Raw genomic sequence first — 16,540 nt, 5'->3', positions numbered from 1 at the left:
ACATGAGCTTACTTTTTCATAGGTCTTTGCCTTAATTTACAAAAATTAAGGAGGGGCAAAAATATGAAATATGTTAAAGCACACAATGTGTTACCAGAGGAGATAATAGAATTAATTCAAGAATATATAGATGGGGAGTACTTATATATCCCTAGAAAAAGTGAAAATGAAAAAGCTTGGGGCGAAAAAAATGGAACAAGAGACAGCCTTAAGAAAAGAAATAATGAAATTTTTGAAAAATATACTTGTGGAACTAAAGTTTCAGAACTTGCAAGTGAATACTTTCTTTCTGAACAAAGTATAAGAAAAATTATAAGCAGGGAAAGAAAATTAATTTCCTAAATGTAAAATTAAAATCAATAAAAAACGTCTTATTATCAATAAAACTTTGGTAATAAGGCGTTTTTTTGCTCAACTTTAATATAGAACTGTTTTGGCCATATAATATAACTTTATTAAATAGTAAAATTTTAGTAGGTAAATTTATAGCAGTACGAGTTTTTTATAAAAATAATAAACAAAATAATAAGAAGATTTTAGAAAGCGTTACGATTATCTAAATTTTATGACAAAGTAGTGTAAAGTAATAAAGGAGGATTTTAAACATGAATAAATTTGGAATACAATATTTAGATAATAAATCTTTAAGAAAGTTTTCAGGGAAAAAAGATGCATTTAATGATTCAACTGAGAATCATAGAGGCATTAGAGAGGCTCTTAGAAAATTTCAGGTTGGATACACTGAACGTGATATAGAAAAAGTTGATGCTTTTATGGATGAACTTTTTATCATTGAAGAAGAAACCTGCGCTCTTGGAACTTCAACGGAAGAGTTGTTTTTAGGCAGCGAGGAAGTAAAAACGTTGATTAGAGATGACTGGGAATATTGGGGTGATTTCAATATGGATTGGGAAAGGGCACATATTTCTGTTGAAGATGAAGTTGCCTGGTTTGCTACTACAGCTTCTGTGAAATACATTTTTGAAGATACACTAGAAAGACATGATAGCTATGTTAACTTTATAAAAAATAAGGCTGAAGAAACAGAACTTACATTTAAAGAGAAAATTGCTTTTATCAATTGGGTTTTGGCTCTAACTTACCATCAGCGACCAGATGAGAAGAGAGAATATTTATGGCCTGTATGTTTAAGCGGAACTCTATTAAAACGAGAGAGCAAGTGGAAATTTGCTCATCTCCAATTTTCAATACCAAAGTCTAATTTTCCAGATCAACGTTTTGAAGGTTCTAAAGAATATGTGGAAAGTTATAATAAGCTCAATGCTATGGCTTATAAATATAAAAATAATCAAGTGAATATGGAGATAAAATCTCTCTTAAAGAGTCTAGAGACAGAGTTTGTGGGGCAAGAAAATATTTCAAAAGAATTGTTAAGTAAATGTTTTACAACTTATAGTATTGCCTATGTTATGGGACCGGATAACCAATGGTATTATGGGGTGGATCAGATCAAAGAATTCTTTGAAAAGTGCAGCGCTTCAAGTCTTTCTATAGACTTAGAACATGCCATAGCTGCAAAGTCAGGTGAAATGGCTTGGGTCACAGTTTCAGGTACATTGAAACAAGAATTGACATCTGATGAACTTGCTGAAGGCGCCTTAGTAGAACTGGACAACCTATTTAAGTCTAATCTTACCTCAAAAGAAAAACTATTTGCGGCTCACAGAAGTGTATCTTATGCACTAAAAGAGAGTGCAATAGGTACAAACTATACTTGTTCTATCAGATTAACAGCATTAGTTTCAAATTGTGGAGATAAACCTGTATTTAACTATATACATTTTTCATTTCCATTCTATTGGATATTTGAAGGAAAGATAGATAGCATTTAAAGTAAATAAATTTGAGATAAATTTTAAAGTATGATAGTGTAAAAAATTTTATACTAACTAATAAAGTGGGAGGATGGATATGAAAAATAACTCAAAAATAATTAGTCCAAGAATACAGAAATTATACGAGGAGCTAAAAAGTTATAAAGACAAAACTTTAGAAGAATTTTGGAATGAAATTAGAAAAAATGGCTCACCTATCATTGAAAAAACAGAAGAAGCTGATGAAAATTATTTAGTTACATTAATTTGGAGAGAGGATGATCATATAGACACACTAGCTGTATATGGGGAAATGTTTGGTATGAATAGTCAGGATACACAACTTGAAAAGTTAGTAGATACAGATTTGTGGTATAGAACATGGACTGTGAGAGGAGATGGTCATTCTTTATATATTTTCGCAGTTAATGAAAGGCAAGATCAAGAATGGGATGATGTTGATTTTAGGTTAGATCCTTTTAACCTCAAAAAATATGTATGTACAGAGGACGAAAAGAATCCTGGTGATTATTATTTAATTTGTAAAGAAGAATCCTATGTTTGTTTACCTGAATTTAAAGAAAAAAGTTGGACTATTGAAAAAGAGAATGTGCCTAAAGGAAAAGTTGAATTGTTTGAAGACTTTGGAAGTAAGATTTTAAATAATAAAAGAAGGATATGGGTTTATACACCAGCAGGATATAATAAGAACTCTGAACCTCTTGGATTAGCTATTTTTACTGATGGATGGGAGTATATTAATATTACAAAAGTTATTACAACTTTTGATAACTTAATTGCAGAGAAAAAAATTCCAGCTATATGTGCAGTATTTATTGAGTCTAATGACGACAGAATAAAAGAACTGACATGTTCAGAAAAATTTAGTTCCTTTGTTATAAGTGAATTATTACCATGGATGAAGGAAAAGTATAATATTGAAAATAAGGGAGCAAAAAATTTAATTGCAGGTTTTAGTTATGGTGGACTTACGGCAGCTTTTATAGCATTTAAATATCCTGAATTATTCCCAAAGGTATTATGTCAATCAGGTGGTCTATATTGGAATGAAGAAAATGACGACAATAAACAAGGTCTAATATTAACAATGTATGAAAATGGATTAAAGTTACCATTAGATTTTTATATGACCTTTGGAGAATTTGAAAAAGAGGCACAAAAGCACTATAAGGCTAATCTAGATTTTGCAAAGATATTAAGAGATAAGGGATATAATCTTCATTATAAAGAGTTTTATGGTGGACATACCTTTACGGATATTGATATAGAGCTTGGAAATGCAATTGTATATCTTTTGGGCAAAGTAGAATAGTTTTAAATTGATTAAAGTATATATATCGTTAAGTATGATTTGAAGAAGTGATTTTATAGTACTTCCTACTTTGTAATAAATAAGAATTGTAAAGTTGAACTATGAAAAAATATCTTTTAAAAAGGTAATTTAAGAAATTAATGCTGTGGTGAGTATAATGTTTATCACAGCTATTTTTTGTTCAACTTTAATATAGAACTATTTTGGATATATAAGAATTATAAAGAAAATAGTACAATTTTTTTAGTAACAAATGTAGTGGCATCAATATTTTTTATACTGTAAGGAAAATGTAGGGGGAATTTTTTATAAGAGAAATTGTGTATGATAATTATTATTGGCAAAATGATTTAGTGAGATTAAGACCTTGGAGAGAAAAGGATTGGGAATGGATTTATTATACTGGCTTTGATAGTTTCTTAAACAGATTAGCAGGATATAAAGTTGATTTACCACCACCAATTTCAGCTGCAAAAGAATATTGTAAGGGAGTAGAGAATAGTACTGCAAATAATTCTAGTATAGTCTTTGCTATAGACACATTAGATGGTATACATGTTGGAAGAATAACTTTAGGAATAGATAACGAGAGGCATGGAACCTTTGGTGTTGGTGTCAGAATTGCAGTAGAGTACCAAGGCAGAGGATATGGAATAAGTGCTGTAAAAATACTTATAAAATATGGATTTATGGAAAGACGATTAAATAAATGTTCTTCAACTGTTTTAGAGGGAAATGAAGCATCTATTAAAATGCATAAAAAACTTGGATATGAGCAGGAAGGTGTACTCAAACAAAACATTTATATGAATGGAAGATATTAAGATGAAATATGTTTTGGATTGACAAAAGACATGTATTTGAAAAATATAGTAGATAAATAAATTTAGAATTTATTTACATCTAAATTTTGGTATAGAGGGGGAAAAATCATGAGCATTTCTTTTAGATATTATACAGATGAAGACTTTCTAAAATTAGAAAAACTTGTTTTAAATAGTTATGCATGGAGTAATCCTCCATGGGGAGTCAGTCGTCATGAGTTTAGTCGTGGAGTTCATAGTGCATGGGCAAATGTAAAAGATAATTGGAGACATATAGTAGGTATATGGGAAGAAAAGGGTAATATTATTTCAGCAGTTATATGCGAAGGAGTATGGCATGGAGATGCCTTCTTCCTATTTGATTCTTTAGAATGACAAAGAGACAGAGAACTACTAGAGAGAATGTTTCATCATGCAGAAACACATCTCTCTTGTTTTAAAAAAGACTATGAAAATAATATAAGATACTTACATGTAGTCATTCCACCAAAATATGGCTTGGTAAAAAAGATGGCAAAAGAGAAAGGATATGAGTTATCTCAAAAAGTGGAGAGATCTTTAATACTTCCGTTTTCAGAAAAGAAGTTTGACATTATACTTCCAAATGGATATAAGATAGTTGATGGAAACCAAACACCAGACTTTTTTCTTTCCAATACTCATATGTTTTCTTTTAACTATACACTTCCTATAGCGGAAACAGGAGAAAGAGGATTTCACGATTTAAGAAAAATGCCAGGATATAAACCAGAACTTGATTTATGAGTATTGGATGGTGAAGGAAAACCAGTGGGATTTGCTATCATTTGGTACAATGAAAAAATGCCTTATTGTGAATTAGAGCCCCTTGGAGTTATATGGTGGTGTAGAAGAAAGAGAATAGGAAGGGCATTGATATATGAGGCAGCTAATCGAGTTATGAAGATGTCATCACATTGTAGGGGAATGCTTGGAGGAGATCAACAATTTTATTGGGATTTAGGTTTTAAAGTTAAGACAATTAATGAAATTTGGGATTGGAGAAAAAAATTTTAATAGTACTCAATTTTCATATAGAGATAATTAATGACTTGTTAAACATTAAAAATGCATACTTAAAAATTATGACTTTATGCAATTTATAAATTTTCCGATTTAGATGTTAGATTTTTAGTCATATCATTTCTGTGGATCGGAGCACAATATATATATATAGAACATATGATAATGTTATAATCATATGAAAGGAAAGGAAAAAATGCATAACTATTACAAAAACTATTCGTACTCTTATTATGGGGATACCACAGACTTTTCTAATCAGTTTGATAATCAATATACTTATTTTACTGATGATATGGAGTATGATTCACTAGTTAATTCTTTGCGATTTGCAAGGAGCGATTATTTAACTGAATTAAAGGATTATGGACCAGAACCTTTTGTAGTTAATATTGATGAGGCTACTAAGCAAAACAATACTTTTCGTACCGTTTTATGGACAGGAAACTATTTGCAACTTACATTGATGAGTATTGATGTTGGAGATGATATAGGTTTAGAAATTCATCCACATGTTGAGCAATTCATACGTATTGAAGAAGGAGAAGGAATTGTTAAAATGGGTGATAGTAAATATGATTTAAATTTTCTAAGAAAAGTCTATGATGATTTTGCAATCATTATACCAGCTGGTAAATGGCACAATATAATAAACACTGGTAATAAACCACTTAAATTGTATTCTATTTATGCACCACCTCATCATCCGCATGGTACAATTCATGAAACTAAAGCAGATGCAGAAGCTGCTGAATGAGACCGCATACATTTATTAAAATAGGCTGTGAAAAATATGTAAAGATAGCTTTTCACAGCAGAATTAAATTATAATATAAGTTATTTTATGGCAAGAATAAATAATTTAATAAGTGAAGGAAAAAATACCCCTATAGATGGGAAGGCAAATCATAGGATATTAAAAAATCTATATATTAATTTTTGTAGGTCAAGCATATTAAATTATGCTGGGTATTAGAGAAGATCTTATTATCTTGATAATAAGATCTTCTTTTTGCTCAACTTTAATATAGAATTGTTTTGGATATATAAGAACTATGGGATAAATAGTATAATTTTTCTGAGAAAGAAATTTGAAAGTAATGAAAAGGAATTTAAAGAGATGATTCTTAAAAAATATAAAAAACAGTTTGAATACTCTTATACCTTTGGAACATTTGCAACCATTGAATTAATTAATACAAGACCAGATAAGGTTATAGGAGTTGTTGTAAAGTCAAGTTATATAGAGAATGATAATGAAATAAATTTATATGAATTATGCAAAAGTAAAAATATAAGTGTACAAGTAAATGATAAGATATTTCATAGAATTTCAGATAAAGAAAACTATTATGTTATAGGAGTTTTTAAAAAATATAGTTTAGATTTAGATAGGAATAAGTCTCATATAGTTTTAGTTAATCCAAGTAATATGGGGAATATGGGAACTATTATTAGAACTATGGTTGGATTTGGAATGGATAATTTAGCAATTATAAACCCTGGAGTAGATGTATTTGATCCAAAGGTTATAAGAGCATCAATGGGGGCATTTTTTAAAATTAACTTTAGCTATTATAGTAATTTTAATGAGTATATAAGAGAATTCGGTAATCATAGTATTTATACCTTTATGATAAATGGAGAGAAGTCTATTAAAAACATAGAAGATGCTAAAGGTAATTTAGTTTCTTTAGTTTTTGGGAATGAAGCTACTGGTCTTGACGACGAGTTTTTAAATGTAGGAACAAGTATTGCAATAGCACATTCAAAGGAAATTGATTCATTAAATTTATCCATAGCAGTAGGCATTGCATCTTATGAGTTTTCTAATAACTAAAGTGAAGATTAACCTAATTATTAAAAAGAAGAGTTAATTTAAACAAGAATTTTATTATTTAGAGAATTAAATGGTAAAAAACCTGGGAGGAGCATAAATGATATTAGAAAATTATTCAAAGGAAATAGATATATATAATTTAGGAGATGATTATGAACTTCAAAGGGCAGAGCATGAAATCTTCTCTAAATATTATGCAACTTACTATGGATTACAAAAGGCAAATAGGTGGTTTAAGAAGAATTATGATATAATGCGTTCAATCATAGATGAGGAAGAGGATTGTTTTTGGATACTTAAGGATGGTAGAAAGATTGGAGGAGCACTTATTAAGCCTAATTTTATAGAGGGAGTATTTCTCATTCCACCTTATTCAGATGAATATGAAGCACTGAAGAAACTTAAAGAAATATTAGTTTATTGGTCAGATTTTAATAAACCTATTGAGGCGTCTACAGTTGATTCATCTCAAGTCGAACTATATGAAAAACTAGGTTTTATAAAAGTAGAAAGTGGCCGTTGGGTGGTAAGGTCAACTGAAACTTTTAATATTAACTGGGAAGATAACTATTATGTTACTTCTCCTAAAAGAGAAGATGAATTAGAAATGGGAAAGCTACTCCATGAATCCTTCCAAAACAATGAAGGATTGAATTTTAATTATAGTGTAGATGAGTATACTAAATGGGTTAAGGAGTATTTTGATAGTACTTTAGATGTAGAACTTCTAAATAGAGCATCTACTCTAGTATATGATAAATCTACTAGAGAATTAGTAGGAATTTGTTATATATCTATGTGGCAAGAATGGCCCTTGGTATCTCAAATAGCTGTAAAGCCTAGCTATGCTGGAAAGGGCATTGGAAGTAAAATGCTAAAAAGTGCACTTGCAGTTTTAAATGAAGAATATCCGGTAGTTAGATTATATGTACACATAGGAAATAAAGCAGAAGAATTATATCATAATTTAGGTTTCTTAAAGGGGCTTCAGTTAACGGATATGAAACTTGAAATAATAGAGAAGTAGTTTACTATATCTATAGGTTTTTAATTGATTAATATGATTTATATAATAATCATATTTTATATCTATTTAATCTGTAACTAATTTTATTTATATACTATAAAAAATAGAATAAATTTTAAATTATTTATGAACTTAGATTTAATATTTCAATTGTAATATATTGATGTATAAATCTAAGTTTTTGTTTTTTAAGTCTTAAATTTCAATAAAATGCTCAAAATGGGTAGACTTCTCCTAGAAATTAAAAATTACCTTCCTAATGTTATATTGGATAATGTAATGTATATTCTAAATTGATAAAATTTTTATAGACACTTTGTGTCAGGTAAGTATCTCTATTTCTCATCATCAATTAAAGTTAGAGTATACTTCAAAAGTATATTCACAAAAAATTAATATTTTTTGAAGCTCAAAGATTAACTTTATCTTATCTCAATATTCAACTTCTATTAATCTTATTATCCTAGTATACTGTATTTTACAATAAAATGAATGATACATTTCAAATTTATTCTTTTTACCATGATTTTACTAGTTTACAATATGTTTTTAATTAATTTATGAAACATTTAAATGTTTTTATTGCAATTTTGTCATAAATACTATATTATATTTTCAAATGTAATTTTAATAAATAACTAGAGATAAAGGGAGGAATTCGTAATATATGATATTTTTAAACGATGTAATTTCAAAGTTTAATGATTTTTTATGGACTTATATATTGATTGCCATGCTTATAGCAATTGGTGTGTATTTTACTTTTAAAACCAAGTTTGTTCAATTTAGAAATTTTAAAGAGATGTTTAGACTTTTAGGAGATGGTGCCACAGGGGATAAAGAAGAGAATTCTGTATCTTCCTTTGAAGCCTTTTGTATAAGTACGGCTTCTAGAGTTGGTACTGGGAATTTAGCCGGTGTAGCAACTGCAATTGCTGTTGGTGGACCTGGAGCAGTATTTTGGATGTGGCTTATAGCACTTATAGGTGGTGCCTCTAGTTTTATAGAATCTACTTTGGCACAAATTTATAAAGTTAAGGATAGAGATAGCTTTAGAGGTGGACCTGCTTACTATATAGAAAAAGGACTTAAAAAAAGATGGATGGGAATGCTTTTTGCCATTTTGATAACCATTTGTTTTGGACTAGTATTCAATTCAGTTCAAGCCAATACCATAACTCTTTCTTTATACCGTTCTTTTGGATTTAATAAAACTGTTGTAGGAGCTATCTTAACAATACTTACTATTACCATTATTTTTGGAGGAGTCAATAGAATTGCAAAAGTTTCAAGTGTTTTAGTTCCTGTTATGGCTATTTTTTATATAATAGTTGCATTATTTATAGTTGTTAAAAACTTTTCGGCAATTCCTTCCGTATTATCAATGATTTTTGAAAATGCCTTTGGTATTAATGAAGTTGTTGGTGGTGGAATTGGAGCAGCCTTAATGCAAGGTATAAAGAGAGGGTTGTTTTCAAATGAAGCTGGTATGGGTTCTGCGCCTAATGCTGCTGCAGCTGCTACAGTATCCCATCCAGTTAAGCAAGGTTTTATACAAACCCTTGGAGTTTTTACTGATACTATAATAATCTGCAGTTGTACAGCATTTATGATATTATTGTCAGGTGCTCCACTTGATGGCTCAGTTAAAGGTATAGAACTTACTCAAGTAGCCCTTAATAATCAAGTAGGATCTTGGGGAGGAATATTTATTTCCGCATGTATATTACTATTTGCTTTTAGTTCTATAGTTGGAAATTATTATTATGGTGAAACCAATATTCAATTTATAACAGATAAGAAAATTTATTTACAGCTTTATAGAGTTTTTGTTGGTGCAATGGTGTTCTTTGGATCTATTGTCAGCATGGATATAGTTTGGAATTTAGCTGATGTATTCATGGGACTCATGGCTATAGTAAACTTAATTGCTATTGTACTATTAAGCAAAATTGCATTAAAAGCTCTAGAAGATTACAAAAATCAGAAGAGAGCAGGTATAAAAGATCCTATATTTACTAGTAATTCTATATCTGAACTTAAAGATGAAGCAACGGAATGGTCTTAAAAGGATAAGGAAATAGTTAGTAAAAAAAGACCTTTAAAATAAAGCATAACCTTTGTCAAAGAAAAATTAAAAGCTTAAAATAGGTTAAGAAGATGATTTCTGTATTGAACAGGAGTCATCTTTTTAAATTTAACTTATATTTTCACGACTAAATTAGTTAGATTAAATTTTTGTTAGACAGATAGACTTGTTTTTTTGAATAATTATCATTTTTAGCATATGGAATTTTTTAAGAGTTCCTTCTCAGCTTTCAGTAAATTATTTTTGTCTTAGGCAATCATATTTTTCTTATATAGAAAATCTTTCTCCCTAAATTTTTCAGAATTTTTTTGTTAGAATCGATTTTTACAAGATATCATTGTATAATATATTATGAAGTAAATTTTACTTAAAATATATAATTATGTATTAGGTGGAAATAAAAATGAAACAAATATTTAAATATTTAAAACCATATGCTTTTCGTATGAGTATTGGACTTGCCATAAAATTTACAGGTACTATTGTAGAACTGGCACTTCCTTGGATATTATCCTATATGATTGATGAGATTATCCCATTAAAACAGGTACAACCAATTCTTATTTGGGGTGGACTTATGCTTTTATGCTCTATTATTGCAGTGGCATTTAATATTGTAGCCAATAGGATGGCATCTAAAGTTGCAAGAGATACAACGGAACGTGTCAGAAATGATTTATTTTCTAAGATAATTTATCTTTCTAATAATCAAGTAGATTACTTTACATTACCTTCTTTAATTTCAAGAGTTACCTCTGATACATATAACATTCACCAGATGCTAGGTATGATGCAAAGAATTGGGGTAAGAGCACCTATCTTACTCATAGGTGGTATAATTATTACTTTTACACTAGATCCAATACTTACCTTAGTTATGATTTCAGTGATGCCTATTATATTTTTAGCAGTTACATATGTTTCAAAAGTAGGAATTCCAATGTATTCTATTGTCCAAAAAAAGATAGATGATTTTGTAAGGGTTGTACGGGAAGATGTGACAGGAATACGAGTTATTAAAGCCTTATCAAAGGAAGATTATGAAAGAGAAAAATTTGATTATCGTAATAAAGCTGCTGTAGAGCAAGAAAAAAAGACTGGAATGGTGATGGCTGTATTAAACCCAGTTATGAATCTATGCTTAAATCTTGGGACAGTATTGGTTATTTTGGCAGGAGCCTATAGGGTAAACAGCGGAGTTATGAAGCCAGGAGTAATTGTTGCATTTTTAACCTATGTTACATTAATTTTAAATGCTCTTTTATTTATTTCCAGGGTTTTCACCAATTATTCAAAGGCAAGCGCTTCAGCAAAACGTATAAATGAGATTTTAAATGCTGAAGAGGAGCTTGTAATTAAAGATATACCAAAGATAGATAATGGATATGCCATAGAATTTGATAATGTATCTTTTTCTTATAATCATAAGGAAAACAATTTAAGTAATATAAGCTTTGGTATTAAAAAAGGAGAGACCTTGGGCATTATTGGAGCTACAGGCTCCGGAAAGTCTACTATAGTTAAACTATTAATGAGATTTTATGATGTGAATCAGGGAGCAATTAGAATTAATGGACAAGATGTACGATCAATTGACATGAAGATATTAAGAAAAAAATTTGGTGTTGTATTTCAAAATGACTTTATTAGCACAGATACCCTATTTGAAAATATTCGATTTGGAAGAGATATAAGTGAAACTGAAATAAAAGCAGCAGCAGACTATGCAATGGCTACTGAGTTCATAGAAGGAAAGACAGAGGGATTTCAAACCAAGGTAGCAGTAAGAGGTGCAGATTTAAGTGGTGGACAAAAGCAAAGATTACTAATCTCAAGAGCACTTGCAGCACATCCCGAGATCTTAATCCTAGATGACTCTTCTAGTGCATTAGACTATAAAACAGATGCATCATTACGAAAGGAACTTCAAAATCATTTTAAAGAAACCACAACTATAATGATTGCTCAAAGAATTAGCTCTATTATGTCTGCTGACCATATTTGTGTTTTGGAGGATGGAGAGATAGTAGGTTATGGAACCCACGAGGAACTTATAGAAAGTTGTGATATATACAGAGAAATTAGTGAGTCACAACTAGAGGAGTAAATTCATTTAAGTAAGAAAATAACTTAAAGCAATCTATATGAAACAAGGAGGGCATGTTGCAATTATGAAAAAAAAGAAGATTCATACCTTAAAAAGAATAATGTCCTATCTTTTAGAATATAAAGCATTAATAATTATTGCGATTCTACTGTCTATTGGAGGTAATTTATTTGCATTAATGGGTCCTATGCTATCAGGGTATGCCATAGATAGCATTGAACTGGGAAATGGTGCGGTAAACTTTAGTAAAGTATATTATTACTGTGGACTTATGATTATATTTTATATAATATCCTCTATTTTAACCTATATTTTATCAGTGATTATGCTGGAGGTCAGTAAGAGGATATCCTACAAATTAAGGAAGGACTTATTTGATCATTTACTTTCACTTCCTGTAGGGTATTTTGATACTCATGCCACAGGAGATATCATAAGTAAAATTTCCTATGATATTGATACCCTAAATGCATCGTTAACATCAGATTTAGTTACCATTTGTGGAAGTATTATTACAGTAGTTATATCATTTATTTCTATGGTTATGATATCCCCAAAGCTAGTATTAGTTTTTGTATTTACAGTTCCATTATCTATTATACTCACAAAGAGGATGACAAAAATTACAAGACCTATGTTTCGTAATCGTTCGAGAAAGCTTGGAGAACTAAATGGAATGGTTGAGGAATTTGTATCAGGACAGAAGACATTAAGGGCATATAATCAAGAGGAGAATACCAAAGATAAATTTAGAAGAAAGAATGAAGAGGCAGTGAATGCTTATTATCGTGCAGATTATTATGGTGCCATGGTTGGACCATCAGTTAATTTTATGAACAATTTATCTTTAACCTTAATTAGTATATTTGGTGCAATTATGTATTTACATAATCAAATGAGCCTAGGAAATATTTCTTCCTTTGTATTATATTCTAGGAAATTCTCTGGACCTATCAATGAATCTGCAAATATTGTGGGAGAGTTTCAATCTTCACTAGCAGCAGCAGAAAGAATTTTTCAGCTTATGGATGAGTTAGCAGAAGAGAGAGATAAAGAAGATGCCAAGGAACTTTTACATGTTCATGGTGATGTAAAAGTTGATAATATATCCTTTGGATATACAGCAGATAAAATAATTCTTAAAAATCTTAGTATGAAGGCACCATCCGGAAATATGGTTGCCATTGTTGGACCTACTGGGGCAGGAAAAACTACATTGATTAACCTCCTTATGAGATTTTATGATGTAAACCATGGAAGTATTTATGTAGATGAGATGGAGATAAGAGACATAACAAGGGCAAGCCTTAGAAAGTCCTATGCTATGGTACTACAGGATACTTGGTTATTTCAAGGAACTATCTTTGAAAATATTGCTTACGGTAGTGAAAATGCTACCTTAGAAGATGTAATAAATGCAGCTAAGGCAGCCAAAATTCACTCCTATATAAAAAGACTTCCAAATGGTTATGATACAATTCTTACAGATGATGGAACTAATATATCCAAAGGTCAAAAGCAGTTACTAACAATAGCCAGGGCCATGCTTTTAGATTCTAAAATGCTTATTTTAGATGAGGCAACCTCCAACGTTGACACGAGAACGGAAATTCAAATTCAGCAGGCTATGAGAAATCTGATGAAAGGTAAAACTTGTTTTGTTATAGCACATAGACTTTCTACTATAAAAAGTGCTGACCATATATTAGTAGTAAAGGATGGTAACATAATAGAGCAGGGGAATCATAAAGAATTAATAAGAGGAAAGGGCTTTTATAGCCAATTATATTATTCACAGTTTGAGTAAAAGTCATTTAAATAATAACCTATAAACGTAAAGAAGATACTACGTTTATAGGTTTTTCTATTTTAAATTAAGATATTGTTTGAAGCAATACTAATTCTTAGAGCAAAATGTTAAAGTAAACTTCTCTGTTCAAATTTAGTACAGAATTATTTCGGATATATAAGATTAGAGCGATAAGTGGTAATATTTTCATAGAAGTAGATAGTGGAGGGGGAGAGTCATGAAGGTTGAAAGGTTAAGAGATGAAATGATTGAAGATTTTATTGAGTATTGTAAGAAGTATAGAGAAAATGCTAATGATGAAGGGTTAAGTGATATAGATTTAGAGAATTTTGAAATTAATAAAGAAAATCTAACTTATGTATTAATGGATGATAATAATATTAAAGGAGCAGTGTCCCTGATTTTAGATGACTTTTATAAATAAGAAATAATAGGAAGATTAAGGATATTTCATAGCATTGAAAATGAAGTAGATAATTATAAGATTATACTTAGAGCAATATTAGAAGAAATAGAAGGCATAGATGAAATATTTATATATATAGACCAGAAGAATGAGGGTATGGCTGAAATATTAACATCACTACAATTTAAGTTAGGTGTATATAGTTTTACTATGATTAGAGAGGATAGAGAAGTTCCTAAAGCTACTTTTCCAGAGGGATTTGAGTTAAGGACTTTTAAAGAAAATAGGGATGAAGTGGATTGGTGTAAGGTTAGAAATATTGGATTTCCAGAGGATCCTCCAAGAACACTAGAAAATGTTTGTTTATATTGGAAGAGCGAGCCACAGTGCCATTTAGAAGATGGAATGATGTTACTTTATTATAATGAGGAACCTATAGGAACTATACGTGCTTCAGTGGAATTTGAAGCAGGAGAAGCATATACACACATATCTGTTGTGTATGTAAATCCAGAGCATAGAGGAAAAGAGCTAGGTGGAAATTTATTAAGAGCAGCAATAGATTATGGAAGAAGTAAAGGAATGCCTAAGGCTATGCTCTGTGTAGATACAGAAAATGAGAGTGCGTTAAGTTTATATCTTAGAGAAGGTTTCATTAAGTATAAAGCAAGTGTAGCGTATGAATATAATTGTAGGAGAGAAGATGAAATATAAGTTTATTTCAATGAACAAAGAGTATGCAACAGAGATGATTAACAATTGGAAATATAAAGGTGAATATTTCGTATATGATTACTGTAATGAAAAAGAAGCATTATTAGAAGAAGAGAGCTGGGGTTTTGGAAAATTTGCAGCTTTAGATGAGAATAATAATTTAATAGGGGAGCTTACCATAGAATTTTTTGAAGAGGTTGATGAAAGTTCTGAGGACGATGGATATGTAGACATAAAAACAGTAAAAGATAATCCAAATAAAATTTATGAAATGTGGATAGGCTTTGGATTAAGATCTGATTTAACTGGACAATGATTGGGTAGTGAATATGTATCAGAATGTGTAGATTTTGCAGTAAATCATCATAATTATAAAGGAAATTATGTTAAATTAGGGGTAACAGAATTTAATAAGAGAGCAATAAAATCATATAAAAAAGCAGGATTTAAACAATTTAATACTTATGAGGGAGATATAGAAGGCAAGAAATTTAAGATTTTGTGGATGAGAAAGGCTTTAAGAGCAAGAAAAGATTAGATACCTTTATTAGAATGACTAAACATTTAAATATTTATGATTTAAGTACAAAGAACCTCTATAAAGTAAAGATTGAAATATACTTTTCAAAATATTAAGTGTAGATGGCTTAAAAACTGCTAAAGATATAATTAAAATCTTTAGCAGTTTTTAATTATATAATTTTATTCCTAAGTGTTATAATTATAAAAAGAGAATTAGGCACATGAAAATAAATAATAAGTCAAAGATACGACGGATATTTTGTGTCAGACAAGGAAGCAGGTTCCGTTGCTAAGAGCTATCAGCGGGTTCTGCTGACGCAGTATTACACAAAATAGACTAGCATACTGACTTATTATTTATTTGAATGTGCCTTATGCAAATATTATTTATATATTAATAAAATGAGGAGACAATACTATGGAATTATGGGATATCTTAAATAAAGATGGAAATAGAACAGGAAAAGTAGCTCCCAGAGGCAGTAAGATGGGTGAGGGTGAATATCATCTTGTTGTATTTGTATGGATAGAAAATGTAGATGGAAATTTTATAATATCAAGAAGAAGTCCAAATAAAACTAATGCAAACAAATGGGAAACAGTAGGTGGTTCAGTTATTGCAGGAGAAGAAAGTTTAGAAGCTGCTTTAAGAGAGGTTAAAGAAGAGTTAGGAATAGAATTAAAAACAAGAAATGGAGGATTACTTAGAAGGATTAGATTTGATACTAAAAATCCTTGGATCGCGGATATTTATCATTTTAGGCAGGAGATTGATATTAATGAAGTTATTCCTCAGCAGGGAGAGGTGAGTGAAGCTAAATTAATGACTAAAGAAGATATATTAGAAATTATAGAAAGTGGAAATTTTTTCTATGGGGATATGTATCTAGAATATGTAGGAGACTATTTATTTAAGTAATTTTATTATATTAGGGTAATGTGAAGAAAATTTTTATTATACGGAAAGATTGAGATTTTTAAAGTGAGATAAG

General features: G+C 29.9%; 18 protein-coding genes. All 18 read left to right on the top strand.

The window, feature by feature from the left end:
• Window positions 1-63: 63 nt before the first annotated feature.
• The 18 genes from ACY1IQ_RS15175 to ACY1IQ_RS15090 all read left to right on the top strand — a co-directional run bounded on the left by ACY1IQ_RS15175 (window position 64) and on the right by ACY1IQ_RS15090 (window position 16,467).
• Window positions 64-342, top strand: a complete 279-nt coding sequence (locus ACY1IQ_RS15175) for a CD3324 family protein (RefSeq protein ID WP_461614751.1) — start codon at window positions 64-66, stop codon at window positions 340-342.
• 263 nt (window positions 343-605) lie between these two features.
• Window positions 606-1,853: a nuclear transport factor 2 family protein gene (locus ACY1IQ_RS15170; RefSeq protein ID WP_461614750.1), complete on the top strand. Its 1,248-nt coding sequence runs from the start codon at window positions 606-608 to the stop codon at window positions 1,851-1,853.
• Between the two features lie 79 nt (window positions 1,854-1,932).
• Window positions 1,933-3,168, top strand: a complete 1,236-nt coding sequence (locus ACY1IQ_RS15165) for an alpha/beta hydrolase-fold protein (RefSeq protein ID WP_461614749.1) — start codon at window positions 1,933-1,935, stop codon at window positions 3,166-3,168.
• 320 nt (window positions 3,169-3,488) lie between these two features.
• The gene (locus ACY1IQ_RS15160; protein WP_461614748.1) at window positions 3,489-3,992 is read left to right on the top strand and encodes a GNAT family N-acetyltransferase; all 504 of its coding nucleotides are present in this window, start codon (window positions 3,489-3,491) and stop codon (window positions 3,990-3,992) included.
• Window positions 3,993-4,100: 108 nt separating this feature from the next.
• Window positions 4,101-4,367 carry a hypothetical protein gene (locus ACY1IQ_RS15155; RefSeq protein ID WP_461614747.1) on the top strand — a complete coding sequence of 89 codons (267 nt, stop codon included), beginning with the start codon at window positions 4,101-4,103 and terminating at the stop codon, window positions 4,365-4,367.
• A gap of 27 nt (window positions 4,368-4,394) precedes the next feature.
• On the top strand, window positions 4,395-4,757 hold the full coding sequence (locus tag ACY1IQ_RS15150) for a hypothetical protein (RefSeq protein ID WP_461614746.1): 363 nt from the start codon (window positions 4,395-4,397) through the stop codon (window positions 4,755-4,757).
• 24 nt (window positions 4,758-4,781) lie between these two features.
• Window positions 4,782-5,027, top strand: coding sequence for a hypothetical protein (locus ACY1IQ_RS15145; protein ID WP_461614745.1), 246 nt, complete (start codon window positions 4,782-4,784; stop codon window positions 5,025-5,027).
• Window positions 5,028-5,229: 202 nt separating this feature from the next.
• The gene (locus ACY1IQ_RS15140; protein ID WP_461614786.1) at window positions 5,230-5,790 is read left to right on the top strand and encodes a cupin domain-containing protein; all 561 of its coding nucleotides are present in this window, start codon (window positions 5,230-5,232) and stop codon (window positions 5,788-5,790) included.
• 363 nt (window positions 5,791-6,153) lie between these two features.
• A complete protein-coding gene (locus tag ACY1IQ_RS15135; protein ID WP_461614744.1) occupies window positions 6,154-6,873 on the top strand; it encodes a TrmH family RNA methyltransferase in 720 nt (239 codons plus the stop codon).
• Window positions 6,874-6,970: 97 nt separating this feature from the next.
• Window positions 6,971-7,900 (top strand): GNAT family N-acetyltransferase, encoded by a 930-nt coding sequence (locus tag ACY1IQ_RS15130; RefSeq protein WP_461614743.1) that lies wholly within the window; start codon window positions 6,971-6,973, stop codon window positions 7,898-7,900.
• A 667-nt stretch (window positions 7,901-8,567) separates the two neighbouring features.
• Window positions 8,568-9,968: an alanine/glycine:cation symporter family protein gene (locus tag ACY1IQ_RS15125; RefSeq protein WP_461614742.1), complete on the top strand. Its 1,401-nt coding sequence runs from the start codon at window positions 8,568-8,570 to the stop codon at window positions 9,966-9,968.
• A 424-nt stretch (window positions 9,969-10,392) separates the two neighbouring features.
• Window positions 10,393-12,096: an ABC transporter ATP-binding protein gene (locus tag ACY1IQ_RS15120; protein WP_461614741.1), complete on the top strand. Its 1,704-nt coding sequence runs from the start codon at window positions 10,393-10,395 to the stop codon at window positions 12,094-12,096.
• 64 nt (window positions 12,097-12,160) lie between these two features.
• Window positions 12,161-13,903: an ABC transporter ATP-binding protein gene (locus ACY1IQ_RS15115; RefSeq protein ID WP_461614740.1), complete on the top strand. Its 1,743-nt coding sequence runs from the start codon at window positions 12,161-12,163 to the stop codon at window positions 13,901-13,903.
• A 220-nt stretch (window positions 13,904-14,123) separates the two neighbouring features.
• Window positions 14,124-14,330 (top strand): hypothetical protein, encoded by a 207-nt coding sequence (locus ACY1IQ_RS15110; RefSeq protein ID WP_461614739.1) that lies wholly within the window; start codon window positions 14,124-14,126, stop codon window positions 14,328-14,330.
• Between the two features lie 138 nt (window positions 14,331-14,468).
• Window positions 14,469-15,026, top strand: a complete 558-nt coding sequence (locus ACY1IQ_RS15105) for a GNAT family N-acetyltransferase (RefSeq protein WP_461614738.1) — start codon at window positions 14,469-14,471, stop codon at window positions 15,024-15,026.
• Window positions 15,016-15,342 carry a hypothetical protein gene (locus ACY1IQ_RS15100; protein ID WP_461614737.1) on the top strand — a complete coding sequence of 109 codons (327 nt, stop codon included), beginning with the start codon at window positions 15,016-15,018 and terminating at the stop codon, window positions 15,340-15,342. Before ACY1IQ_RS15105 ends, ACY1IQ_RS15100 begins: the two co-directional genes overlap by 11 nt.
• Complete coding sequence (locus ACY1IQ_RS15095; RefSeq protein WP_461614736.1) at window positions 15,343-15,564, top strand: hypothetical protein; 222 nt, start codon at window positions 15,343-15,345, stop codon at window positions 15,562-15,564. It begins immediately after the preceding gene.
• Window positions 15,565-15,966: 402 nt separating this feature from the next.
• The gene (locus tag ACY1IQ_RS15090; RefSeq protein WP_461614735.1) at window positions 15,967-16,467 is read left to right on the top strand and encodes an NUDIX hydrolase; all 501 of its coding nucleotides are present in this window, start codon (window positions 15,967-15,969) and stop codon (window positions 16,465-16,467) included.
• Window positions 16,468-16,540: the final 73 nt, after the last annotated feature.

It is taken from the genome of Clostridium sp. Marseille-QA1073 (genome assembly GCF_054863625.1).
Note: the sequence above shows the minus strand (reverse complement) of the source record. Positions and strands in the feature narration are given on the sequence as shown.